This window comes from Stenotrophomonas rhizophila, from assembly GCF_020857975.1.
Classification (GTDB): domain Bacteria; phylum Pseudomonadota; class Gammaproteobacteria; order Xanthomonadales; family Xanthomonadaceae; genus Stenotrophomonas; species Stenotrophomonas rhizophila_C.
Genome location: NZ_JACWUO010000009.1, coordinates 40,855 through 64,392 on the forward strand (window position 1 = coordinate 40,855; position 23,538 = coordinate 64,392).

Here is a 23,538-nt window from a genome sequence, read left to right on the forward strand (position 1 = left end):
CGAGAACATCGGCAGGCCGATCCACGGTCGGGTGCAGGGCGCTGGCACCGTGTGGCCCAGGCAGGGGCGGCCCGTTCCCGGTTGCGGCTCCATCCGGGCGCACCGGCCGGGTGGTTGCAGTCGATACCGTCCAGCCCGGCGTTGGGGCGATCGTGCGCGGGGCAAGCCACACAGTGCAGACCACAGCGTTGCGTACGTTCGCGTATGGCCCGGCTTTGCTCCGGGGGGCTGAAAACGCGACAATGCCGGGGTTTCCCGCAGCGCGCGCCGGCCGGCGCGATCCACGGGGAAAGTGCGGACCGGCACCCTGCGTGGCCCGCACGCGACACGGTTGCACGCGGGCCGGCATCGCCGCCGGCCATCACTCATCAGATCTGCAAGAGAGCACCAGTCCCCCATGTCGAATACGCCCAAGATTCTCTACACGCTTACCGATGAAGCCCCGTTCCTGGCCACCCAGTCGCTGCTGCCGATCGTCGAGGCCTACACCGCCACCGCCGGCATCGCCGTTGAGACCCGTGACATCTCGCTGTCCGGCCGGATCCTGGCGCTGTTCCCGGACTACCTGAAGGACGAGCAGAAGGAAACCGACCACCTGGCCGAACTGGGCCAGCTGGCGACCACGCCGGATGCCAATATCATCAAGCTGCCCAACATCAGCGCCTCGGTGCCGCAGCTGAAGGCGGCGATCAAGGAACTGCAGGACCAGGGCTTCGCCCTGCCGAACTACCCCGACGTGCCCACCGACGACGTCTCGCGCGACATCAAGGCGCGCTACGACAAGGTCAAGGGCAGCGCGGTCAACCCGGTGCTGCGCGAAGGCAATTCCGATCGCCGCGCGCCGTTGTCGGTCAAGAACTACGCCCGCAAGCACCCGCACCGCATGGGCAAGTGGTCCACCGAATCCAAGTCGCATGTCTCGCACATGGACGGCGGCGATTTCTACGGCAGCGAAAAGTCGGCCACGCTGGCCGCCGCCGGCAGCTTGAAGATCGAACTGCACAAGACCGATGGCAGCAGCGTCGTGCTCAAGGACAAGACCGCGGTCAAGGCCGGCGAGATCGTCGACGCCGCGGTGATGAGCCGCAATGCGCTGGCGTCGTTCGTGCAGGCGCAGATCGCCGATGCCAAGGCCAAGGGCGTGCTGTTCTCGCTGCACCTGAAGGCCACCATGATGAAGGTCTCCGACCCGATCATGTTCGGCGTGGTCGTCGAAGAGTTCTACAAGGACGTGCTGGCCAAGCACGCCGAGGTGCTCAAGCAGGCCGGTTTCGATCCCAACAACGGCATCGGCGACCTGTACGCGCGCCTGCCGCAGCTGCCCGAAGCCACCCAGGAAGCGATCAAGGCCGACCTGGCTGCCGAGTACGGCAAGCGCCCGGGTCTGGCCATGGTCAACTCCGACAAGGGCATCACCAACCTGCACGTGCCCAGCGACGTGATCGTCGATGCCTCGATGCCGGCGATGATCCGCGATTCGGGCGGCATGTGGAATGCCGAGGGCAAACTGCAGGACACCAAGGCGGTCATTCCCGACCGCTGCTACGCCGGTGTGTACCAGGCGGTGATCGACGACTGCCGCACCCACGGCGCGTTCGACCCGGCCACCATGGGCTCGGTGCCCAATGTCGGCCTGATGGCGCAGAAGGCCGAGGAATACGGCTCGCACGACAAGACCTTCCAGATCCCGGCCGACGGCAGCGTGCGCGTCACCGACGACACCGGCAAGGTGATCTTCGAGCACGCCGTGCAGGCCGGCGACATCTGGCGCATGTGCCAGACCAAGGACGCCCCGATCCAGGACTGGGTCAAGCTGGCGGTCAACCGTGCCCGCCTGAGCGGCACCCCGGCGGTGTTCTGGCTGGATGCGGCGCGTGCGCACGATGCGCAGGTGATCGCCAAGGTGGAAACCTACCTGAAGGACCACGACACCACCGGCCTGGACATCCGCATCCTGGCCCCGGTGGAAGCCACCGCGTTCTCGCTGGAGCGCATCCGCAAGGGCGAGGACACCATCTCGGTGACCGGCAACGTGCTGCGCGATTACCTCACCGACCTGTTCCCGATCATGGAGCTGGGCACCAGCGCCAAGATGCTGTCGATCGTGCCGCTGATGGCCGGTGGCGGCCTGTTCGAGACCGGTGCCGGCGGCTCGGCGCCCAAGCACGTGCAGCAGTTCGTCGAAGAAGACTACCTGCGCTGGGATTCGCTGGGCGAGTTCCTGGCCCTGGCCGCATCGCTGGAGCACCTGGGCAACCGGTACGACAACGCCGGCGCCAGCGTGCTGGCCCGTACCCTGGACCAGGCCAACGGCCAGTTCCTGGACAACGACAAGTCGCCCTCGCGCAAGCTCGGCGGCATCGACAACCGCGGCAGCCATTTCTACATCGCGCTGTACTGGGCCCAGGCCTTGGCCGCGCAGGACGACGATGCCGCGCTGAAGGCCCGCTTCGCCCCGCTGGCCAAGGTCCTGGCCGACAACGAGCGGGCCATCGTGGCCGAACTGGCCGCCGTGCAGGGCAAGCCGGTCGATATCGGCGGCTACTATCGCCCGGACGTGGCCAAGGCCAGCAAGGCGATGCGCCCGAGCAGCACGTTCAACACCGCGCTGGATACCCTGAAGGGCTGATCGGCACGTCCCTGTTGCAGCGAAGACGAACCCGCGCCCCGGCGCGGGTTTTTCTTTGCCTGCCGCAGTGCGAAGGCAAGGGTGCGCAAAGCGTGATGTCCGTCAGCGACTGTCATCGGCGTGCAACGCCCAACTTTATGTCAAGAGGGCATGAAACTTGCCTGTCGCGTCGTGCTCTGTCGGAAAATGCCCCTGCCTTTGTGTAGTCCCATCCAATCTGTGCAACCCATCACTATCGGCCCGGAGGCGTTCACATAGGCTGTGGGTCTGGAGGGGTGAATCCAGCAACAGGGGAGCAGTCATGGCCAGGGTGTTGGTGGTCGGATCGGATATCCAGGGAGAGCACGCCCTGCTGCAGCGGCTGCGCGATGCGTCCTCGTTGCCGGCCGGCAGCGTACGCAGCTGCCGCGATCTGGACGACTGCGACCTGCTGGTCATCAAGGACACCCCGGCACTGCGCAACGCGGCGCTGCGCATGGTGCGCGAACATCCGCGCATCCAGTTCTGGGTTGAAGACCAGCGCGGCGATCTGCGCATGGGCCAGCGCGACGACGCCCCGGCGATGGACGACAGCGCGATACGCCAGGCGCTCTGGCATATGCCCGCCTCTCCGGGCCCGCTCGAAGAACCCAGCCAGGCCCGCGGTGCCAAGGCGGTGACCGGCGCGTTGCGCGGCAGCCTGCAGAGCCGCCAGGGCCACGCGCTGCTGGCCCTGCGCGGCGAACCGCTGGTACTGATCGACTTCATCCGCGACCAGATGGTGATGCCCACCGGCGGCGACGCCGGCGGGCTGGCACAGACCCTGGCCGACGCGTTCGAGGAGCTGTCGCTGCACGGGCTGTCCGCACGCCGCTACGAGCAGCTGGCGGCCGAACAGCAACGCCTGCCGCTGCGCCCGCTGTTGTGGCAATGGGGGCAGCTGGGGACCGCCTGGCAGGACCTGGACAGGAAGCTGCAGCAGCACGCGCGGGTCAAGCTGCTGCGCTGGCCGGACTTCCGCGTGCTGGCCCACCAGCACGACAGCTTCCGGCTGTGCTCGCTGCTGCTCAAGCGCGCCTGCAGCGTGGACGAATGCAGCCGCCTGCTCGACATGCCCGGCGCGGCCGTGCGCGAGTTCGTCCACCCGGCCTTCCTGTGCGGCTATGCCGCGCTGGAGGCACCGTCATCGGGAAGCTGGGCGGCACGCGAAGCCGGCGCGGCCGGCGGTTCGTTGCTGGCACGCATGTGGCGCGGGCTGCGCCGACGGGGCGGGGAGTAACGTGCGCGAATACAAGATCGTGGTACTGGGCAGCATGGGCTGCGGCAAATCGACCCTGGTCCGGGCCATCGCCGAAGGCGCGGTGATCGACACCGACGTGCCCAACAGCGACCGTCGCGGTGCCGACAAGGCCTCCACCACGGTGGCGATGGACTATGCCGACATCGACCTGCCCAATGGCGACCGCCTGCGCCTGTACGGCACGCCGGGCCAGCAGCGGTTCGATTTCCTGTGGCCGATCCTGCTGCAGGGCGCCAGCGGCGTGGTACTGCTGCTCGATGCACGGCGCGAGGCGGCGGTGGCCGAACTGGACACCTATCTGGACGTACTGCGGCAACACGCGGTGCAGGTGCCGGCGGTGATCGGGGTATCGCACCTGGACCTGGCACCGGGCTTTGCGCTGGACGTCTGCGCCGAACACGCCGCAATCGGCGAACGGGCATTGCCGGTGGTGCCGGTGGACACCCGCGAGCGCGACCAGGGCCTGTGCCTGATGGATGTGCTGATGAGCGAAATGGAAACGTCCGAGCTGGTGATGGCCCATGGCTGATGGACACAATGCGCGGCACCTGGACGAGGCGTTGCGCGAACGGCTGGTTGGCCACCTGCGCCGCTTCACTGCCGAGCTCAACGGCGTGCGCAGCGCGGTGCTGGCCAGCGTCGATGGCTTTGCGGTGGTGCCGGCGGTAGGTGGGCACGGCAACGGCGAACGCCTGGCGGCGATGACCAGCGCGATGCTGGCCCTGGCCGCCGCAGTGGGCCGCGAGTTGTCGCTGGGCGAACTGGAAGTGCTGATGCTGGAGGCAGGCGAGGGCAAGGTATTGATGCTCGCGCTGCCGACGCTGCCGGTACCGCTGTTGCTGATGACCGCATGCGATGCGCGCTGCGTGATCGGCAAGGTGCTGTGGAGTGCGAAGGAATGTGGCCGCAACATCATGGCCGAACTCAGCGGATCACGAGCCGATCCGCCGGGGCACAACGGGCTCGACAACCAATGGGGTGCAACATGGCAGGACTCGACGAAACCTTGAACGCGCTGATGACCATCGATGGTGCGCAGGCAGTGGCATTGGTGGATTGCGAAAGCGGCATGCTGCTGGGGGAGGCCGGTTCGGGGATGGATATGGAAGTAGCGGCGGCGGGCAATACCGAGGTGATCCGGGCCAAGATGAAGACGGCCGCGTCGCTCAACCTCAATGACACGATCGAGGACATCCTGATTTCGCTGGGCAAGGCGTACCACATCCTGCGCCCGGTCTCGCGCAAGAAGGGCCTGTTCCTGTATCTGGTGCTGGACCGCAACAAGTCCAACCTGGCGCTGGCGCGGCGCAAGGTGCAGGACGTGGAAGCCGAACTGGCGCTGTAAGGTTCCCTCCGCCGTCGGTCGCTGTGTGGTGGCGGCCGGCGGCTTTTTTTCTTCGCCCATGTACCGCGCTATCGCTCGTTATGGGCGACGGGTTGGCCGTGGTCACCGCAGGCCCTGTGCAAGCCACCAGCCGCTGCCGTATGGTGGGGGCCGGTCATGTGGATGCCGATGCATGCGTGGTCCCGGGTGCCCCTGTCGAATCTGCCTGCGGCGAGGTCTGCGATGAACGCGCTGGCCGCTCGCCTGGCGATGCTGATCCGCGATGGTTTCGAGGCCTACCATGCGCGCTTCGCGGCGGTGACACGGCGCGCGCGCGAGCGTTTCCAGGCCCGTGACTGGGCCGGGGCGCGGCAGGATGCGGTGGAGCGCATCGGCCTGTACGACCGCTGCATCGCCGAGACCGTGGATGCCCTGCGCCGCGCCGCCGGCGATGCGGTCGGCACCCGCGCGCTGTGGCGGCAGGTGCACCCGGCCTATGCGCTGCTGCTGGACGGGCTGATCGATGCCGAGCTGTACAAGACCTTCTACAACACCCTGGCACGGCGCCTGTTCGCCACCCAGGGCGTGGATGCGGCGATCGAGTTCATGGCGATCGACGTGGAGCCCTCCGATGCGATCACCCATCCGGTGGCGCGGCGCAGCTATACGCTGTCGCCGACGCGGCCGGCCGACGCCCTGATGCGGGTACTGGGCGACTACCGCTTCGATGTCCCCTATGCGCACCAGCTGCGTTGCGCCGCGGCGATCGCCGTGCGCCTGCAGGACGACCTGGCGCACTGGGGCGATTACCCGGCGCGCAGCATCGAGTTGCTCGATACGGTGTTCTACCGCGAACGCCGCGCCTACCTGGTCGGCCGTGTGTTCGGCGAACATCGCTTCTCGCCGTGCGTGATCGCGCTGGTCAACGATGACAAGGGCCTGCGGGCCGACGCGGTGCTGACCCGGCGCCGCGATGTGGCCCATCTGTTCGGGGTGTCGCGCAGCTATTTCCAGGCCGACCTGGCCACCGTCGGCGATGCGGTGGTGTTCCTGCGCAGCCTGCTGCCGGCCAAGCCGATCGATGAAATCTACACCGTGCTCGGCCGCGCCAAGCAGGGCAAGACCGAGCGCTACCGTACCTTCTTCCGGCATTTCCACGACCACCCGGACCAGCAGCTGGTGCACGCCGACGGCACCCCGGGCATGGTGATGGCGGTGTTCACCCTGCCCAGCTACCCGCTGGTGTTCAAGCTGATCCGCGACCGGTTCGCCTGGCCCAAGCGCATGACCCGCGACCAGGTCGAGGAAAAATACGCGCTGGTGTTCAACCTGGACCGCGTCGGCCGCCTGCTGGATGCCCAGCCGTACCGGCACCTGCGTTTCCCGCGCGCCCGGTTCTCGCCGATGCTGCGCGAGGAACTGCTCAGCCAGTGCAGCGGCGGTGTCCGTGAAGAGGGCGATGAGCTGGTGATCGCGCTGTGCTACGTGCAGCGCCGTTTCCGCCCGTTGAACCTGTACCTGCGCGAGCAGGCGGCAACGGCGCGGCGTGGCGCGGCATTGGACTACGCCCAGGCGATCACCGACATGGCGTGCAACAACATCTTCCCCGGCGACATGCTGCCGAAGAACTTCGGCGTCTCGCGGCATGGCCGGGCGGTGTTCTACGATTACGACGAGCTGTGCCTGGTGACCGACTGCAACTTCCGCGCCTGGCCTGCCGCACGCGATGCGCAGGAGGCCCTGGCCGACGAGCCGTGGTTCGAGATCGGCCCGCGCGATGTCTTCCCGGAACGCTTCTGGATGTTCATGGGCCTGCCGGCGGCAGACTTGGCCGCAGTGCGCGAACATTTCGGTCACCTGTTCGACCCGGCGTGGTGGCAGGGCCTGCAGGCCCGCTTTGCGGCCGGCGATTTTCCGGACACCCCGCCGTACGCGGCCAGCCATCGCTTGGCTTGATCGGCAGGGCTGCGCTAGGCTTGCTGCCATCACACAAGGAGCAGGTGCGATGCGTTCATCCCATATTCTTGCGCTGGCCCTCGCCTTCGGCGGTGCCGGCATGGCCGTGGCCAACGATGCGGCGGCACAGAACCGGCGCGCGGTGCGCGCGCAGGCCGAGGCCGCCATGGTGCTGAGCGGCCAGATCGAGATCGGCACGCAAGGCCAGGTCGAGGGCTTCCAGCTGGACCGGCGCGATCAGGTCAACCCGGGGATTGCCCGGTTTGTCGATGCGCAGGTGCAGGCCTGGCGTTTCGAGCCAGTACTGGTCGACGGTCGCGCGGTGCGTGCGCGCAGCCCGGTCAGCATCCGCCTGGGCGGCAAGATGCTTGCCGATGGCGGGCAGCAGATCAGCCTGCTGGCGGCCAGTTTTGAAGAATACGATGCGGCTGCTACCGACGAGGTGACCCGGCTGACGTTTGCGCCGCCGTCCTACCCCGAGGCCGTCTATCGATCGGGCGGGCGCGGTGATGTGCTGCTGCTGTTGCAGGTGGGACGCGACGGCAAGGTGATCGATGTGGCCACCGAGCAGGTCAACCTGCGCACGGTGGCCAATGAAGCGATCATGCGCCAGATGCGCGATGCGCTTTCCCGGGTCTCGATGGCGGCCGCACGCAAGTGGACCTTCAAGCCGCCTACCACCGGCCAGAACAAGGACGATGCCAGCTGGACCGTGCGGGTGCCGGTGACATTTGCCCTGCATGGCGACCAGATGCGCTACGGCCAATGGGATGCCTACATTCCCGGCCCGCGCCAGCAGGCGCCGTGGCGCGCCGACAAGGCGCTGGGCGCCGATCCCAATGCCGACCTGCTGCCGGCCGGTGGCGTGTTCATGGCCGATGCGGCCAGCAAGGGGCCGCAACTGCTGACCCCGCTGGGCGGCTGATCCGCACGAGTCTTTTTTCGCAAACCGGCCAGGGTCGTTTTGCCAGGCTGGCCCTCCGTCAGCACGAGGAATCGTACCTGGAGGCGGCAACGGTGTTGCCGGTGACGGGCCTGCGCGGCGGCTGCCGGCCTCAGCCGGCGCTGGAATGTCCGGCGGCCGGATACACCACGGTGCGGTTGCGGCCCTGTTCCTTGGCCATGTACAGCGCCTTGTCGGCCAGCCGCAGCGCCTGCAGCGGATCTTCGTGGTAGCTGGGGTAGTGGGCCACGCCCAACGAAATGGTGACCGCACCGACCTCGTCGAAATGTTCGGCGGCCACCTGCCTGCGCAGGCGCTCGGCGATCTGTGCCGCCGTGGCGGTGTCGATGCCCGGCAGCAGGATCAGGAACTCCTCGCCGCCGTTGCGGCACAGCAGGTCGGTATCGCGCGAATCGTCGCGCATCAGCTGGGCGATGCGCAGGATCACCGCATCGCCGACCGCATGCCCGAAGCGATCGTTGATGGCTTTGAAGCGGTCGATGTCCAGCGCGACGATCCCGAACGGCTGCCCGCGCGCCTGCCAGTCCTCCAGGCCCTGCTGCAGTCCGCGGCGGTTCTGCAGGCCGGTCAGCGGGTCGGTCATGCTGGCCCGGTTGAGCTTGCCGATCCGGTCCTGGAGCAGGTTGAAGCTGTACAGCAGCGCCTGCTTGAGGTGGGCCACTTCGTAGTACCAGGCGCGGATGCCGGCGACATGGCCGATGGCGATGCCGGTGTCGCGGTTCTGCACGTTGCGCGCCAGCTGCCACAGCGGCAGCGAGATGCGCCGCGCGAACCACCAGGTAACCAGCAGCGACAGCACGCCCAGCGGAATCGCGTTCCAGATCACCGCCGACATCAGCCGCGACAGCGGCGCCAGAGTGGCCGCGGTCGGGCGCTGGGCGACCACGCCCCAGCCCACGCTGGGCACCGGCGCATAGCCGGCCAGCATGGGCACGCCGCGGCTGTTGCGCACCTGCTGCGCACCGCTATGGCCCTGGCTGACCGCCTGCACCACCGGGTTCTCCAGCGCGAACTGGCCGATCCGCTGCGGATCGATGTGGTACAGGATGCGGCCGTTGCGGTCGACCACGTACAGGTAGGAGCCGTCGCGGTAGTGATGCTTGCCCAGCAGGGTCTGCAGGATGCTGCGCTGGCGCAGGTAGATGGTGCCGCTGACGTAGCCCTGGTACGCGCCCTGGGTATTGAAGATCGGGTGCGAGATCGCCACCAGCAGACGCCCGGTGGCCGACCGGTAGGGGTTGCTGATGTAGGGTTCGCGGCGCTCCAGGGCTTCGGCGTTGCCCTGGCTGTTGAGCACCACGCCCTGCAGCGCCAGGCTCTGCGGCGAGGTGGCCAGCACGGTGCCGGCCGCATCCACCACCAGCACCGAGTTGAAGCTGTTGGTCTGCAGCTGCAGGCGCGCGGCCTCCGCTGCCAGTTCGTCGCGGTCGTGCGCGCGCCGGCCCAGGGTGGTGGCGCTGTAGGCCAGCTGCTGCTGTGCCGACAGGATGAAGTTCTGGGTGGTCTCGGCCAGCTTGCCGGCGTATACCCGGTTGGCTTCCAGGGTATTGCCGATCAGCTGTTCGCGCTGCACCCGGTAACTGGCGTGCAGGGTATTGGCCAGGGTGACCACGGCGCTGAGCAGGGCCAGGCCAAGGATCAATTTTCCCAGGTTCAGGCGGGAGGACAACGGAGGCATGCGGTCGAGTAGCCGGCAGGTGCTGCGCCAACCGGGAATGCGGATGGAACGGCAACGATGGAGCGGTCAGGAGCGCACTGCGTGGCGTCGATCCGGCGCGCCTGCGCGCCCGTTCCACGACGACCCCGCCCCCGGGCGGACAACAGATCTTGCCGCGGATTATTGCGGATTCCGCAGGCGCGTGGGTGAAGCCGCGGCCACGGGCCGGCCCGCAATCGTAGTGCCGGTCGCTGGCCGGCAAGCTGGGCAATCCAGCAAACAAAAACCCGCCATTCGCATGGCGGGTTTCTGAAGGTGTCGCGTTCGGTGGAGTTACCGCTTCATCGAACCGAAGAACTCGTCGTTGGACTTGGTGTTCTTCATCTTGTCGAGCAGGAATTCCATCGCGGCCATTTCATCCATCGGATGCAGCAGCTTGCGCAGGATCCAGATCTTCTGCAGCAGTTCCGGTTCGATCAGCAGGTCTTCGCGGCGGGTGCCGGAGCGGTTGATGTCGATGGCCGGGAACACGCGCTTTTCGGAGATGCGGCGGCTCAGGTGCACTTCGCTGTTGCCGGTGCCCTTGAACTCTTCGTAGATCACCTCGTCCATCTTGCTGCCGGTATCGACCAGCGCGGTGGCGATGATGGTCAGGCTGCCGCCTTCCTCAACGTTGCGCGCCGCGCCGAAGAAGCGCTTGGGACGGTGCAGGGCGTTGGCGTCCACACCACCGGTGAGCACCTTGCCGGAGCTGGGCACCACGTTGTTGTAGGCGCGCGCCAGGCGGGTGATCGAGTCGAGCAGGATCACCACGTCCTTCTTGTGCTCGACCAGGCGCTTGGCACGCTCGATCACCATTTCGGCAACCTGCACGTGACGGGCGGCCGGCTCGTCGAAGGTGGAGCTGATGACTTCGCCGCGCACGGTGCGCTGCATTTCGGTCACTTCTTCCGGGCGTTCGTCGATCAGCAGCACGATCAGGTGCACGTCCGGATGATTGGTGGTGATCGCCGTGGCCACCTGCTGCATCATCATCGTCTTGCCGGCCTTGGGCTGGGACACGATCAGCGAACGCTGTCCCTTGCCCTGCGGTGCCATCAGATCGAGGATGCGGCCGGTGATGTCTTCGGACGAACCGTTGCCGCGTTCCAGGGTGAAGCGCTTGCGCGGGAACAGCGGGGTCAGGTTCTCGAACAGCACCTTGTTCTTCGACGCTTCCAGCGGCTCACCATTGATGGTGTCCACGATCGACAGCGCGAAGTAGCGCTCGCCGTCCTTGGGGAAGCGGATGCGACCGGACAGATGATCGCCGGTGCGCAGGTTGAAGCGACGGATCTGGCTGGGCGAAATGTAGGTATCGTCCGGGCCGGCCAGGTAGCTGGCTTCGGCGGCGCGCAGGAAACCGAAGCCGTCCGGCAGGATTTCCAGCACGCCGTCGGCGGCCACGCCGTCGCCATGGCGGGTCAGCACCTTGAGCAGGGCGAAGATCACGTCCTGCTTGCGGGCGCGCGCCACGCCTTCGGAGATCTGCAGCTGCTCGGCGATTTCCAGCAGCTTCTGCGCCGGCATGCGCTTGAGGTCGCTCAGCGAATAGACCGGGAAGCCTTCGGGCACGTTGGCCTGCTGGCTGCGCACGAACGGCTGCTGCGGCTCGTTGTTGTCCTGCGGCATGCCGTCGTCGTTGTAGCGATCGCCACCGCGGTTGCGGTCGCGGCGATTGCGGAAACGGTCGCGGCGGTTGCCCTGACCTTGGCCTTGGCCCTGACCTTGGTTCTGGCCTTGGTTTTGGCCCTGGCCCTGGTACGGGTTCTGCCCGCCCTTGGGGGCGTTGTTGCCATTGGGGTTGCGCTGGCCACCGTCGCTGGTGTCCTGCTGCGCGCCGCCCTGGCCATGCGATGCATCGCCGGCCGGAGCCTGCTGCTGCGGCGCCGACGAAGCGGCAACCGGCGCCGGCGCGTCAGGCGCGGCAGCCAGGGGCAGGCCATGTTGTGCGGGGGGGGAGCCTGCCTCGGTAGCGGTGGCGGCCTTGGCAACGCGGGGCTTGCGCACGCGCTTCTCGGCAGGCGCGTCGGCGCTCCCGGGTTCGGAAGTAGTGATATCGGACAAGTGCTGGATTCCTCGCTAGAAGGTGCGAGCGCCCGGCAGGGCAGCGAACGTTGGGAAAGGATCTGGAGAGAACGGCGTCCAGAAGGTGCGGCGCGCGAATGCGGCCGGATATGCCGACACTAACACCGGCTCGCGGCGGCGCGCAAGCCGGGTGGGGCAGGGTCATTCATGCGGGCGATGGGCCCGCGTGGCAGCCGGGGGTGGGCCGGCTGCCTGCGTCGATCAGGCCAGGGCCTTGTCGAGCATGCCGGCCAGCTGGGCCTTGCCGACCGCGCCGATCTGCTGCGCCTGGACTTCACCGTCCTTGAACACCAGCAGCATCGGGATCGAGCGCACGTGGTACTTGGCGGCCAGGGCGCGGTTCTGGTCCACGTTGACCTTGGCGATCTTGGCGCGGCCGTTGTAGGCGTCGGCCAGTTCGTCCAGGGCGGGGGCGATCATCTTGCACGGGCCACACCATTCGGCCCAGAAATCGACCAGCACCGGTTCCTTGGAATTCAGCACTGCGCTATCGAAGTCGGCGTCGCCGACATGTACAACCTTGTCGCTCATCTTGGTCTCTCGTTTGGAGTGCACCCGGCCGGGCCGGAGGAGGTTGAACCTGGACGACGCCGACCGGCGCCATCTTCGTCTGCTGCCTCTTGGCCGCGCGGGCGGCCAGCGGTGCGTCAAGGGGCTGCCCCGACGCTCACGGCGGGCAGTGTACCCCTATCGTCGCGGGCGGACAGGCGTGCCCTGGAAAGAAGCGTCCTGCCATCGCCACCCCGCGTGCCGGTAGCTGGCAGGTTCTATATAGGGGGCGAAGGCGACCGCTTCCAGCGCCTCCGGCCGGCCTGTTCAACTGCCGGCAGGCGCGGTGAATACGCGGCCGGCGGCGCGCATCGGGAGCGTTGCCTGCTGTCTCGTCGGGTTTTGAGACGCCCGACGGCGGTTTGCCGCCGACATTGCGCTAAACTGGGACATTGTGCGGCGCCCCAGGACCCAGGTCCGGCCCCGCCTTCCCCGGCGCAGGGGCCGCTAAGGCGACGGTGCCCTCCCCAAGATTGCAAGCCACCCGCACCTCTGCCGGGCTGGCCTTACCAAGACGGACACATGAGCGACAAACCGCTGACCGATTTGACCTTCTCCACTTTCGACCTGCATCCGACCCTGCTTGCGGGCCTGGAGGCGGCTGGTTTCACCCGCTGCACGCCGATCCAGGCACTGACCCTGCCGGTGGCACTGCCCGGGGGCGATGTCGCCGGCCAGGCCCAGACCGGTACCGGCAAAACCCTGGCGTTCCTGGTCGCGGTGATCAATCGCCTGCTGACCCGTCCGGCACTGGCCGACCGCAAGCCGGAAGACCCGCGCGCGCTGATCCTGGCCCCGACCCGCGAGCTGGCCATCCAGATCCACAAGGACGCGGTCAAGTTCGGCTCGGACCTGGGCCTGCGCTTTGCGCTGGTCTACGGCGGGGTGGACTACGACAAGCAGCGCGAGATCCTGCAGCAGGGCGTGGATGTGATCATCGCCACCCCCGGCCGCCTGATCGACTACGTCAAGCAGCACAAGGTGGTCTCGCTGCACGCCTGCGAGATCTGCGTGCTCGACGAAGCCGACCGCATGTTCGATCTGGGCTTCATCAAGGACATCCGCTTCCTGCTGCGACGCATGCCCGAGCGCAGCACGCGCCAGACCCTGCTGTTCAGCGCCACGCTCAGCCACCGCGTGCTGGAGCTGGCCTATGAGCACATGAACGAGCCGCAGAAGCTGGTGGTGGAGAGCGAGTCGATCACCGCCGCGCGGGTGCGCCAGCGCATCTACTTCCCGGCCGACGAAGAGAAGATCCCGCTGCTGCTGGGCCTGCTGTCGCGCAGCGAAGGCGCGCGCACCATGGTGTTCGTCAACACCAAGGTATTCGTCGAGCGCGTGGCGCGTTCGCTGGAAAAGGCCGGTTACCGGGTCGGCGTGCTGTCCGGCGATGTGCCGCAGAAGAAGCGCGAAAGCCTGCTCAACCGCTTCCAGAAGGGCCAGCTGGAAATCCTGGTGGCCACCGACGTGGCCGCCCGCGGCCTGCATATCGACGGCATCAAGTACGTCTACAACTACGACCTGCCGTTCGATGCCGAAGACTACGTGCACCGCATCGGCCGTACCGCCCGCCTGGGCGAGGAAGGCGATGCGATCAGCTTCGCCTGCGAACGCTATGCGATGGGCCTGCCGGACATCGAGGCCTATATCGAGCAGAAGATCCCGGTCGAGCCGGTCACCAGCGAAATCCTGACCTCGCTGCCGCGCCCGGAGCGCGCACCGGCCGAGCCGGGTGAAGAAGGCGACGAGAACGAGAGCGTCGGCCAGATCTTCCGCGAGGCCCGCGAAGCGCGTGCCGCCGAGGAACAGCGCCGTGGCGGTGGCAGCAGCAGCCGCGGTGGCAAGCCGTCGTCGGCCGGCCGCGGCGAGCGCCGTGGTCCGGGCGAGCGCAGCGCCGGCACCGGTGCCGATGGCAAGCCGCGCCGTGAGCGCAAGCCGCGCGTGGAAGGCGAGCAGCCGCTGGCCGAAGAAGCCGCCAAGCCGCAGGACGTGGTGGCCCCGGTCGACGCGCCGAGCGCGGCCGACAGCCCGGCGGTGGAAGGCGAGCGAGCACCGCGCAAGCGTCGCCGCCGTCGCCACGGCCGTCCGGTCGAAGGCGCCGAAGGCGCGGCAGCCACCGGCCCGGTAACCCCGGTGCAGGTCACCGCCAAGCCGATGCGCGGCACCCCGGCCGCCGACCCGAGCGCGTCGTTCCTGACCCGCATCGGCCGCAAGATCCGCCGGATGCTGTCCGGTTCGTAAGGCCCGGTGCAGGTAGCCCCCGATCGTTGGTCGGTGGCATGCCTCGTCTGGAGCACAGCCCCCTTGGTAAGGGGGCGGCCGCGAAGCGGCGGGGGTTCGGGTGCCGATAAGCCGGGGTCCACGGTTTGCGCAGCCAACCGTGGGGCGACAGCGCGAATGCGATGTCGCTCTCCCCTTGGTAAGGGGGCGGCCGCGAAGCGGCGGGGGCTCGGGTGCCGATAAGCCGGGGCCCACGGTTTGCGCAGCGAACCGTGGGGCGACAGCGCGAATGCGATGTCGCTCCCCCCGACCAACGATCGGCACCTGCCGTCTGACACCCCACCTCCACGCAGCCACCCTCGTCCTGCATAATCAGGCAATGAGCGTCCTGCGTTTTGACAATGTCAGCAAACAATACGCCGGCGGCCACCAGGCACTGGTGGACGTCAGCTTCGATGTCGCGCCCGGGGAAATGCTGTTCGTCACCGGCCATTCCGGTGCCGGCAAGAGCACCCTGCTCAAGTTGATCCACCTCGACGAGCGGCCCAGCCGCGGCGCGGTGATCTTCGATGAGCGCAACCTGCTCAAGGTGCGCGGCGGCAGCATCCCGCGCCATCGCCGCCAGGTCGGTGCGGTCTACCAGGACCACCGCCTGCTGATGGACCGCAGCATCGCCGAGAACGTGGCGCTGCCGTTGATCCTGCGCGGTACCCGGCGTGGCGAGATCGGCAAGCGGGTGCGTTCGGTGCTGGAGCGGATGGGCCTGGGCCACCGCGAGAAGGCGCTGCCCTCGCAGCTGTCGGCCGGTGAGCAGCAACGCGTCGGCATCGCCCGCGCGATTGTCGGCGAGCCCAAGCTGCTGGTGGCCGATGAACCCACCGGCAACCTCGATCCCACCCTGGCGGCGGAAATCATGGCCCTGTTCGCCGAGCTGCCCGAGCGCGGCACCAGCGTGCTGGTGGTCAGCCACGACCTGGCCCTGCTGCGGCACATGCGCAAGCGCGTGCTGATCCTGGACCACGGCAAGCTGATCGACGACATCTCGCCGCAGGACCTGGCCGAATGAACGCACCCACCAACAAGGACGCTGCGGCACCGTCGCGCCTGGGCGTGTGGCTGCACCACCATGGCCACAGCGTGGTGTTCAGCCTGGGCCGCGCCTGGCGCAAGCCGTGGGCCACCCTGCTCACCGTGATGGTGATGGCGCTGGCGCTGGCATTGCCGCTGGGCCTGTCGATCGCGCTGGACAACCTCAAGCATTTCGCCGGCAGCGTGCAGCAGTCGCGCGATATCAACCTGTTCCTGAAGACCGACGTGACCGCCGCGGCGGCCGGCCAGGTGGCCGACACCCTGCGCGGCCGTGCCGACGTGGCCAATGTCACCGTGCAGACCCCCGAACAGGGCCTGGCCGAACTGCGCGAGGGCGCCGGCCTGGGCGAGGCGATCGATGCACTGCACGACAACCCGCTGCCGACCCTGCTGATCGTCACCCCGCGCGCCGGCACCGACGATGCGCGCCTGGCGCAATCGCTGGAAGGCCTGCCGCAGGCCGACCTGGTCCAGCACGACGCACTGTGGCGCAAGCGCCTGGATGCCTGGCTGGGCTTCGGCACGCGGCTGGTGCAGGTGTTGTCGGTACTGCTGGGGCTGGGCGCGGCGCTGGTGGTGGGCAACACCGTGCGCCTGGACATCCAGGCCCGCCGCGAGGAAATCGGCGTGCTGCAGCTGCTTGGTGCCAGCGACGGCTTCATCCGCCGCCCGTTCCTGTACCTGGGCGCGTGGTACGGCCTGGGCGCCGGTGCGCTGGCCCTGGCGCTGATCGGTGCGGCCGGGCTGGCGTTGCGCCCGCCGCTGGCGGCGTTGTCGGAAAGTTATGCCAGCCCGTTCGTGCTGCATGGGCTGGACCTGCTGCATTCATCGTTCGTGCTGGTCGGCACCGTGGTGCTGGGCTGGCTGGGTGCGTGGCTGGTGACGGGACATTTCCTGCGCCAGACCCGGCCTACCGAAACCTGAGGCCCGCATGCGCCCGCAGTCCCTGAAGCACCTGGCCGACGACGCACCGCGCGTGATGGTGGTCGACGGCTCCAAGCTGGTCCGCAAGCTGATCGCCGATGTGCTGCAGCGCGAACTGCCGGCGGTGGACGTGGTGGGCTGCGCGAGCATCGAAGAGGCGCGCGCGGCGCTGGCGGCCGGCCCGGTCAACCTGGTCACCACCTCGCTGACCCTCAGCGACGGCGATGGCCTGGCCCTGGCGCGGATCGTGCGCGACACCGCCGGGCAGGCCTATGTGCCGGTGATCGTGGTGTCCGGCGATGCGCAGCAGCACCTGGAGCAGCGCCGCTTCACCGAATACGTCACCGACTATTTCGACAAGGCGCTGGGCCATGAAGCCCTGGCCACCTTCATCCGCGGCTACGTGCAGCCGGAAACCATTCCCGGCGCCACCATCCTGTATGTCGAGGACAGCCGCGTGGTCGCCGAGGCGACCAAGCGCATGCTCGAACGCCAGAGCCTGCGGGTGCTGCACGTGATGACCGCCGAGGAGGCCTTCGCGCTGCTCACCGCCGAATCGCTGGGCCGCAGCAGCCACCGCATCGACCTGGTGCTGACCGACGTCACCCTGAAGGGCGAGCTCAGCGGCCGCGATGTGGTCGAGCGGGTGCGGGTGGACTTCGGCTACGGCAAGCGCCGCCTGCCGGTGCTGGTGATGACCGGCGACGGCAACCCCCACAACCAGTCCAGCCTGCTGCAGGCCGGTGCCAACGATCTGGTGCAGAAGCCGATCGAAGAGCGCCTGCTGGTGACCAAGGTGCTGTTCCAGCTGCGGCTGGCGCGCCTCAACGACAGACCCGTGGTGCGATGAACGACGACGTACAACCCAGTATCCAGCTGGAACCGAGCTGGAAGGCCCGTGTCGGCGATTGGCTGCTGCGCCCGGAAATGCGCGAGCTTTCCAGCTTCCTGCGCCAGCGCAAGGCCGCCGGGGCGCATGTGTTCCCGCCGGGGCCGCAGATCTTCGCCGCCTTCGATGCCACCCCGTTCGACCAGGTCAAGGTGGTCATCCTCGGCCAGGACCCGTACCACGGCCGTGGCCAGGCCCATGGCCTGAGCTTCTCGGTGATGCCCGGGGTGCCGGTGCCGCCGTCGCTGCTGAACATCTACAAGGAAATCGAGGCCGACCTGGGCATTCCGCGCCCGGACCATGGCTGCCTGCTGCCATGGGCGCGCCGGGGCGTGCTGCTGCTCAACGCGGTGCTTACCGTGGAAGAGGGCAAGGCCGGCGCGCACCAGGGCCGCGGCTGGGAAGGTTTCACCGACCATGTGGTGGATACCCTCAACCGCGAACGCGAAGGCCTGGTGTTCCTGCTGTGGGGCAGCTATGCCCAGCAGAAGGGCAAGGTCATCGACACCGGCCGCCACCGCGTGCTGAAGGCGCCGCATCCTTCGCCGCTGTCGGCGCATCGCGGCTTCCTGGGTTGCCGGCATTTTTCGGCGGCCAACGACTATCTCGCGCGCCGCAACCTGGGCCGCATCGACTGGTCGCTGCCGCCGCGCGCTGCGCTGGACGTGGCCGGGTAGAAACGCCTGGCGCCGTCCGGCTGAACGGCTGGCAACCCAATGGATCTGAATGGGGCTCGTGGGCAGGCCGTTCAGCGAAAACGACACCAGATCGGGCCATTTATCCCGGCAAGTAGTTGATTTGTAAGCGTTGCATCGAAGCCTCCAGCCTGCTCGCCACTGTCATCATTTCGCGCTAAGTTAAGCGGGTATTCCGCGCCAGTGTTTCATCAGCAGAACGCTGGAACTTCTTTGTCCTTTAGCAGTCCAAGTTCCCGACTGCTAAGATGAGCCCTATGAGCCAGATCACCTCTACTGCCCTTGTGGCAAACAATCTCCCGGTTCCCAGTGCGCTTGGTTCGCTGGACGCCTATATCGGTGCCGTGCACCAGATCCCGGTGCTGTCGGTCGATGACGAGCAGGACCTGGCCCGCCGTTTCCGCGACGGGCAGGACCTGGACGCCGCGCGCGAACTGGTCCATTCCCACCTGCGCTTCGTGGTGCACGTTGCCCGTGGCTACAACGGCTACGGCCTGGCGCTGGGCGACCTGATCCAGGAAGGCAACATCGGCCTGATGAAGGCGGTCAAGCGTTTCGACCCGGACATGGGCGTGCGCCTGGTGTCCTTCGCGGTGCATTGGATCCGTGCGGAAATGCACGAGTTCATCCTGAAGAACTGGCGCATCGTCAAGGTCGCCACCACCAAGGCGCAGCGCAAGCTGTTCTTCAACCTGCGCAAGTCCAAGACCCGCCTGGGCTGGTTGAACGCGGCCGAAGTCAGCGCGGTGGCCAAGGACCTGAACGTTTCCGAGCGCGAAGTGATGGAAATGGAGTCGCGCCTGTCCGGCCGCGACATCGGTTTCGATGCGCCCAGCGACGAGGACAACGAAAACGCGCCGCCGTCGCCGGCGGCCTACCTGATGGCCGACGCCGAAGACCCGTCGATGGCCTACGAGCGTGCCGACAGCGAAGACAACCAGCTGCAGCTGCTGCGCGAAGGCCTGGCCGAACTGGATGCGCGTTCGCGCGACATCATCCGCCGCCGCTGGCTGGATGCCGACAGCAAGGTGACGCTGCAGGAACTGGCCGACGAATACGGCGTCTCGGCCGAGCGTATCCGCCAGGTCGAAGCCAACGCGCTGAAGAAGATGAAGGCGCTGTTCACCGCCTGACCGGTGGCACGACGTAGTAGTGAAAAAGCCCGGCAATGCCGGGCTTTTTCATGCCCGCGCCACGCCAGGGGGGCATGCCCGGCAGCGTGCGGACCCCGCCGATGGCAACCGCATTGGGCACCATCGCGATGGGGTGTTGTGCAGTCCCCTTGGGATTTCCGCCACCCGTTTTGGGGTCACCCCGATGTCACGCGGTTCATTGGCTGCCCACCATTCGCTGTGCTGGTAAGCCAGCCCATGATTTATTGATGGAATCTGCAGAACGAGCCCTTCAACGTCTGCGACACTCTTTGCAAGCATCAGCCCCACGAAGAAAGGGATGCCTGTCATGCATGTTCCTCCGCCTCCTGTTCCAGCAAGATTGCGCGAAATGCTCAAGGACTATCCCGGGCATATCGAGCGATTGCAGGAGGTGCTCAATACGGTAGTTGAGAAGCCATCCAAAGCCACCCCACCATTTGAAGTCGCAATCTGGGTTCTGGAGGGTGGCCTTGAGACATTCATCTTTGAAGCGCGCGACGAGTTGAAGGTGGCGGAGTTGTCTGGTGACCCATTGGCCATTGCCGCCGCCCAGGAAAAGTGGAAGTTGATGCGCATGGCAAGAAGTGGGGGCGGCGGAATGCTCGATATTAGTGACTTGGCTGAGTACTTTGAGCGCCCAAAGGATCGCTTCTGATGCAGCCTCTGAATGGTCGGCTTGACGTTGCTGCCGATACGGCGATTGCTCCATGAAAAGAACATCCATCATGTCGCTTCCACCACCCCCTGTTCCAGCAAAGCTGCGCGAAATGCTCAAGGACTACCCGGGGCATATCAAGCGATTGCAGGAGGTGCTTGTTCGATCCGTCGATAGGTCCAGGCGGCTTACTTTGATGCCGTTTGATGATGCGATCTCGGCACTTGAGGGAAGGCTCGAAACCTTCATTTTTGAGGCCCGTGACGAGTTGAAGATGGCGGAGGCGTCTGGTGATTCATTGGCCATTGCCGAGGCCAAAGAGAAAGAGCGTCTCATGGAGTTTTCTCGATCCAGCAACATTGGCATGGCTGATCTGGATGAGCTGTGGGAGTACATCCAGCGAGTGTGGGGGGATTCCAATGAACTCTCTTAATGACGGCCGCCTACCGCAAGAAGACCGGCTGCAGATTTATTGATGGAATCGGCAGAACGCTCCCCTCACATCTGCCAAACTGGTTTCGCAAGCATCCGCTCCATGAAAAGGACACCCATCATGTCGCTTCCGCCGCCCCCTGTTCCAGCGAAGCTGCGCGAAATGCTCAAGGATTACCCGGGGCATATCGAGCGATTGCAGGAAGTGCTTATCCGATCCGTGGAGCGATCCAAGCGGCTTCCGTTAATGCCTTTTGATGATGCGATATCCGCACTGGAAGGAAGGCTGGGAACGTTCATATCCGAAGCTCGCGAAGAGCTCAATGTCGCCAAGATGGATGGTGATTCCGAGATGATCTCGCGTGCTGATGACAAGTTCAGATTGATGTTCAGGGCGCGCTCTGGAAATGGGGGGATGAAAGGGTTGCACGATCTGTGGGAGTACTTCGAGAAGAATAAGGAGGCGTTCTAAATGAGCTCGCCCCAAGCCCAGTTGAGCAATCTGGATCATTTCGCTGTTTTCAATGATGTTGTATGGCCAGAAAGCAACCTGGGTTACGCGAAAACGCATGAGCAACCAAGGGCCGTCATCCTGGCGGGCCAGCCGGGGGCCGGGAAAGGCCGGCTGGCGCAAGCGGCAGAGTACGAGCTTTCTGATGATGTCGTAAAAGTAGACCCTGACGAACTCCGCGACTCTCATCCTGAGGTAGAAAATTTCCGCAGGAAGCACCCCTACACCTGGTCTGATCACACTCACAAGGACGCCAGCCTTTGGGCCAAGGAACTCCGGGAAGCGGCGATAGACGGTCGCAAGAACATCATCATTGACACGACGCTGGGCAACGGCAATGGTGCGGTTGATCTGATCAATGGACTCCGCGGAAAAGGCTACGAGGTTGAGGTTCGTGCGGTGGTAGCGCATCGCATGGAAAGCGAGTTGGGCGTGGATCGGCGCTTTGCCGACAAGCTGGGCGACGAAGGCTACGGCCGCTACGTCCCCGAAGACGTCCGCAACCATGTCTACTCGGCACTCCCCGGCAACCTGGACAAGGTTCATGCCGAAACCGGGATTCCGATCCGTCTCTACAGCCGCGAAGGCGCGGAACTGTACGACAGCCGGACCGACCCGCGTCCACCAGGCCCGGTACTGGAAGCCGAACGCGAGGCGCGGCTGCACAACCCGCGGATCACCCACCTTACCCGCGATGGCTGGCGCGACCAGGCCCGCTGGCACCAGGACCTGCCCGATACCCTCCAGCAGCATCCCCGGGTCGCTCCACCCACCGCCGCGGCGCTGCTCACCGAACGCGGCAACCTGCGGGTGGTGGAAGGCGTGGCCCGCGGAACCGCAGAAGCCACGCGCATCGATCACACCGTCCGGGTGCATCCCAACATGGTCCGCGGCGCCACGGTCGGCGGGATCGCCGCCACGGTCTACGAGGCCGGCACCGAAGGCCGCAAGGTGGCCGACCTGTATGCCCGCGACAATGCGACCGGGGCCGAATCGGCGCTGCTGAACTTCGGTGCCCGCAGCGTCGGCGGGTGGACCGGCGCGATCGTCGGTGCCAAGGCCGGCACGCTGATCGGCATCGAGTCCGGGCCCGGGGCGATCGTCACCGGCATCGTCGGCGCCGGGCTCGGTGCATGGGGCGCCGGTGAAGTGGTGGACTGGATCGAGAAGTACCGGATCAACAACCAGCGCGATACGTTCGGCAATGTCTGGACCTACGACCCCACCCAGCCCGATGCCGGCTGGACGCGCAGCGCGCGCGAAGTGATCGGTACCGTTGGCACCCAGGTGGACCGCCCGATATACGGGGCAACCCAGCACTTCACGGCCGATGCCGGCCTGACCCAGGAACTGAACTACAAGGCTTCCAGCCGGGCGGTGGCACTGCGCCTGGCCGAGCCCGATGTTCCGGTCGATCCCTACCGCATTGCCGGCGATATCACCGATACACCCAGCCTCTATCCCCGCGCCTGGGAGCGCGATGCCGAACGCGGCACCTGGCAGCGCGAAGTGGTCCTGCAGAGTTATGACCGCGGTATCCAGCGGACAACGGTGGAAGTGGCCGGTGCGGACAAGGCGGCCGAACTGGACGCATATGCGCAGGCCACCGTCGCGCTCAATGCGGCGCGGAGTTCGGCAGCCTATGTCCAGCAGTACGAACAGGCGTACGCGCAGCAGGGCTGGTCGCAGCACGGGCCGATCCCCGATGCGGTGGCCTGGACCCGCAGCCATCCGGACCACGTCATGGCATCGGATGGGCGCACCTACCAGCGCACGGCCGAGGGCCAGTGGAAGCATGACGGGCTGATCTACGACTCCCACGCCGACGGCAATGTGCGGGATGAGTTGAATGCCACCTATGAGCAGATCCGGGCCCGGTACCTGCAGCCGGAAGCGCCGGCGCCCGACGCGCCAGGGCGAGGCGCCTCGGGACAGCCGCCGCAGATGCACGAGGGGCAAGCGTCGGCCGCACCCGGCCCTGCCGTTGCGCCACCGCCCGCGCTGACGCCGATGCAGGCAGGCCATCCCGACCACGCGCTCTACCAGCAGGTCCGTGACGGCGTGGCGGCACTGGACGCCAGGCACGGCCGCGAGTTCGACGCCAGCAGCGAGCGGATGACCGCCAGCCTGCTGGTGCTGGCCAGAAGCAACGGGCTGGAGCGGGTGGACCATGTGCTGCTCAGCAATGCCACTCCCCAGCATCCAGCCGCTCACAATGTATTTGTAGTACAGGGCGAGCCGAACAACCCGGCCCACCAGCGCGCGTTGATGCCCACCGAACAGGCCGTCCAGACGCCTGTGGAGGCATCGCTGCACCAGTTGGATGTGGTGGGCCGCGAGCAGCAGCGCCTGCAGGCGCTGCAGGTGGAGCAGCAGGTGCACGACCAGCGCGAGCAGCAGGGCATCCAGGCGCGTGGCGCCAAGATGGGCTGAAAGCCGGAACCTTGGAAGCCCTTGATGCGACCATCGTGGTCAGCTTCTGAC

At 66.7% G+C, this 23,538-nt stretch carries 19 protein-coding genes and 1 pseudogene; 17 read left to right on the plus strand and 3 right to left on the minus strand.

Features of this window, described 5'->3' with window-relative positions:
- Nucleotides 1-397 precede the first annotated feature (397 nt).
- The 7 genes and pseudogenes from IC535_RS10540 to IC535_RS10570 all read left to right on the plus strand — a co-directional run bounded on the left by IC535_RS10540 (nt 398) and on the right by IC535_RS10570 (nt 8,113).
- Complete coding sequence (locus tag IC535_RS10540; RefSeq protein WP_228885911.1) at nt 398-2,629, plus strand: NADP-dependent isocitrate dehydrogenase; 2,232 nt, start codon at nt 398-400, stop codon at nt 2,627-2,629.
- A 301-nt stretch (nt 2,630-2,930) separates the two neighbouring features.
- Nucleotides 2,931-3,887 (plus strand): hypothetical protein, encoded by a 957-nt coding sequence (locus IC535_RS10545; RefSeq protein WP_228885912.1) that lies wholly within the window; start codon nt 2,931-2,933, stop codon nt 3,885-3,887.
- 1 nt (nt 3,888) lies between these two features.
- A complete protein-coding gene (locus IC535_RS10550; RefSeq protein ID WP_228885913.1) occupies nt 3,889-4,437 on the plus strand; it encodes a GTP-binding protein in 549 nt (182 codons plus the stop codon).
- Nucleotides 4,430-4,843, plus strand: a pseudogene (locus IC535_RS10555) (roadblock/LC7 domain-containing protein); the annotation flags it as partial. The gene IC535_RS10550 and the pseudogene IC535_RS10555, both read left to right, overlap by 8 nt.
- 50 nt (nt 4,844-4,893) lie before the next feature.
- Nucleotides 4,894-5,253 carry a hypothetical protein gene (locus tag IC535_RS10560; RefSeq protein ID WP_228885915.1) on the plus strand — a complete coding sequence of 120 codons (360 nt, stop codon included), beginning with the start codon at nt 4,894-4,896 and terminating at the stop codon, nt 5,251-5,253.
- Nucleotides 5,254-5,475: 222 nt separating this feature from the next.
- Nucleotides 5,476-7,188 (plus strand): bifunctional isocitrate dehydrogenase kinase/phosphatase, encoded by a 1,713-nt coding sequence (gene aceK, locus IC535_RS10565; protein ID WP_228885916.1) that lies wholly within the window; start codon nt 5,476-5,478, stop codon nt 7,186-7,188.
- Between the two features lie 49 nt (nt 7,189-7,237).
- Nucleotides 7,238-8,113 carry a TonB family protein gene (locus IC535_RS10570; RefSeq protein ID WP_228885917.1) on the plus strand — a complete coding sequence of 292 codons (876 nt, stop codon included), beginning with the start codon at nt 7,238-7,240 and terminating at the stop codon, nt 8,111-8,113.
- Nucleotides 8,114-8,243: 130 nt separating this feature from the next.
- On the opposite strand, the gene IC535_RS10575 is transcribed toward IC535_RS10570, so the two are convergent.
- The 3 genes from IC535_RS10575 to trxA all read right to left on the minus strand — a co-directional run bounded on the left by IC535_RS10575 (nt 8,244) and on the right by trxA (nt 12,467).
- Nucleotides 8,244-9,830: a sensor domain-containing diguanylate cyclase gene (locus tag IC535_RS10575; RefSeq protein WP_228885918.1), complete on the minus strand. Its 1,587-nt coding sequence runs from the start codon at nt 9,828-9,830 to the stop codon at nt 8,244-8,246.
- Nucleotides 9,831-10,142: 312 nt separating this feature from the next.
- On the minus strand, nt 10,143-11,915 hold the full coding sequence (gene rho / locus IC535_RS10580; protein WP_228885919.1) for a transcription termination factor Rho: 1,773 nt from the start codon (nt 11,913-11,915) through the stop codon (nt 10,143-10,145).
- Between the two features lie 222 nt (nt 11,916-12,137).
- On the minus strand, nt 12,138-12,467 hold the full coding sequence (gene trxA / locus IC535_RS10585; RefSeq protein WP_019183509.1) for a thioredoxin TrxA: 330 nt from the start codon (nt 12,465-12,467) through the stop codon (nt 12,138-12,140).
- A 540-nt stretch (nt 12,468-13,007) separates the two neighbouring features.
- On the opposite strand from trxA, the gene rhlB reads away from it, so the two are divergent.
- From rhlB to IC535_RS10635, 10 genes are all read left to right on the plus strand, one after another.
- On the plus strand, nt 13,008-14,726 hold the full coding sequence (rhlB, locus tag IC535_RS10590) for an ATP-dependent RNA helicase RhlB (protein WP_228885920.1): 1,719 nt from the start codon (nt 13,008-13,010) through the stop codon (nt 14,724-14,726).
- Nucleotides 14,727-15,084: 358 nt separating this feature from the next.
- On the plus strand, nt 15,085-15,771 hold the full coding sequence (gene ftsE / locus IC535_RS10595; protein ID WP_228885921.1) for a cell division ATP-binding protein FtsE: 687 nt from the start codon (nt 15,085-15,087) through the stop codon (nt 15,769-15,771).
- The gene (ftsX, locus tag IC535_RS10600; protein ID WP_228885922.1) at nt 15,768-16,718 is read left to right on the plus strand and encodes a permease-like cell division protein FtsX; all 951 of its coding nucleotides are present in this window, start codon (nt 15,768-15,770) and stop codon (nt 16,716-16,718) included. Before ftsE ends, ftsX begins: the two co-directional genes overlap by 4 nt.
- A 7-nt stretch (nt 16,719-16,725) precedes the next feature.
- On the plus strand, nt 16,726-17,568 hold the full coding sequence (locus IC535_RS10605) for a response regulator (protein ID WP_228885923.1): 843 nt from the start codon (nt 16,726-16,728) through the stop codon (nt 17,566-17,568).
- Nucleotides 17,565-18,284, plus strand: coding sequence for a uracil-DNA glycosylase (ung, locus tag IC535_RS10610; RefSeq protein ID WP_228885924.1), 720 nt, complete (start codon nt 17,565-17,567; stop codon nt 18,282-18,284). The genes IC535_RS10605 and ung overlap by 4 nt, the downstream gene beginning before the upstream one ends.
- A 275-nt stretch (nt 18,285-18,559) precedes the next feature.
- A complete protein-coding gene (rpoH, locus tag IC535_RS10615; RefSeq protein ID WP_228885925.1) occupies nt 18,560-19,435 on the plus strand; it encodes an RNA polymerase sigma factor RpoH in 876 nt (291 codons plus the stop codon).
- Nucleotides 19,436-19,805: 370 nt separating this feature from the next.
- On the plus strand, nt 19,806-20,111 hold the full coding sequence (locus IC535_RS10620) for a hypothetical protein (RefSeq protein WP_228885926.1): 306 nt from the start codon (nt 19,806-19,808) through the stop codon (nt 20,109-20,111).
- Between the two features lie 52 nt (nt 20,112-20,163).
- Nucleotides 20,164-20,544: a hypothetical protein gene (locus IC535_RS10625; protein ID WP_228885927.1), complete on the plus strand. Its 381-nt coding sequence runs from the start codon at nt 20,164-20,166 to the stop codon at nt 20,542-20,544.
- A gap of 120 nt (nt 20,545-20,664) precedes the next feature.
- On the plus strand, nt 20,665-21,015 hold the full coding sequence (locus IC535_RS10630; RefSeq protein ID WP_228885928.1) for a hypothetical protein: 351 nt from the start codon (nt 20,665-20,667) through the stop codon (nt 21,013-21,015).
- A complete protein-coding gene (locus tag IC535_RS10635) occupies nt 21,016-23,487 on the plus strand; it encodes a zeta toxin family protein (protein WP_228885929.1) in 2,472 nt (823 codons plus the stop codon).
- The last annotated feature ends 51 nt before the right edge of the window (nt 23,488-23,538 follow it).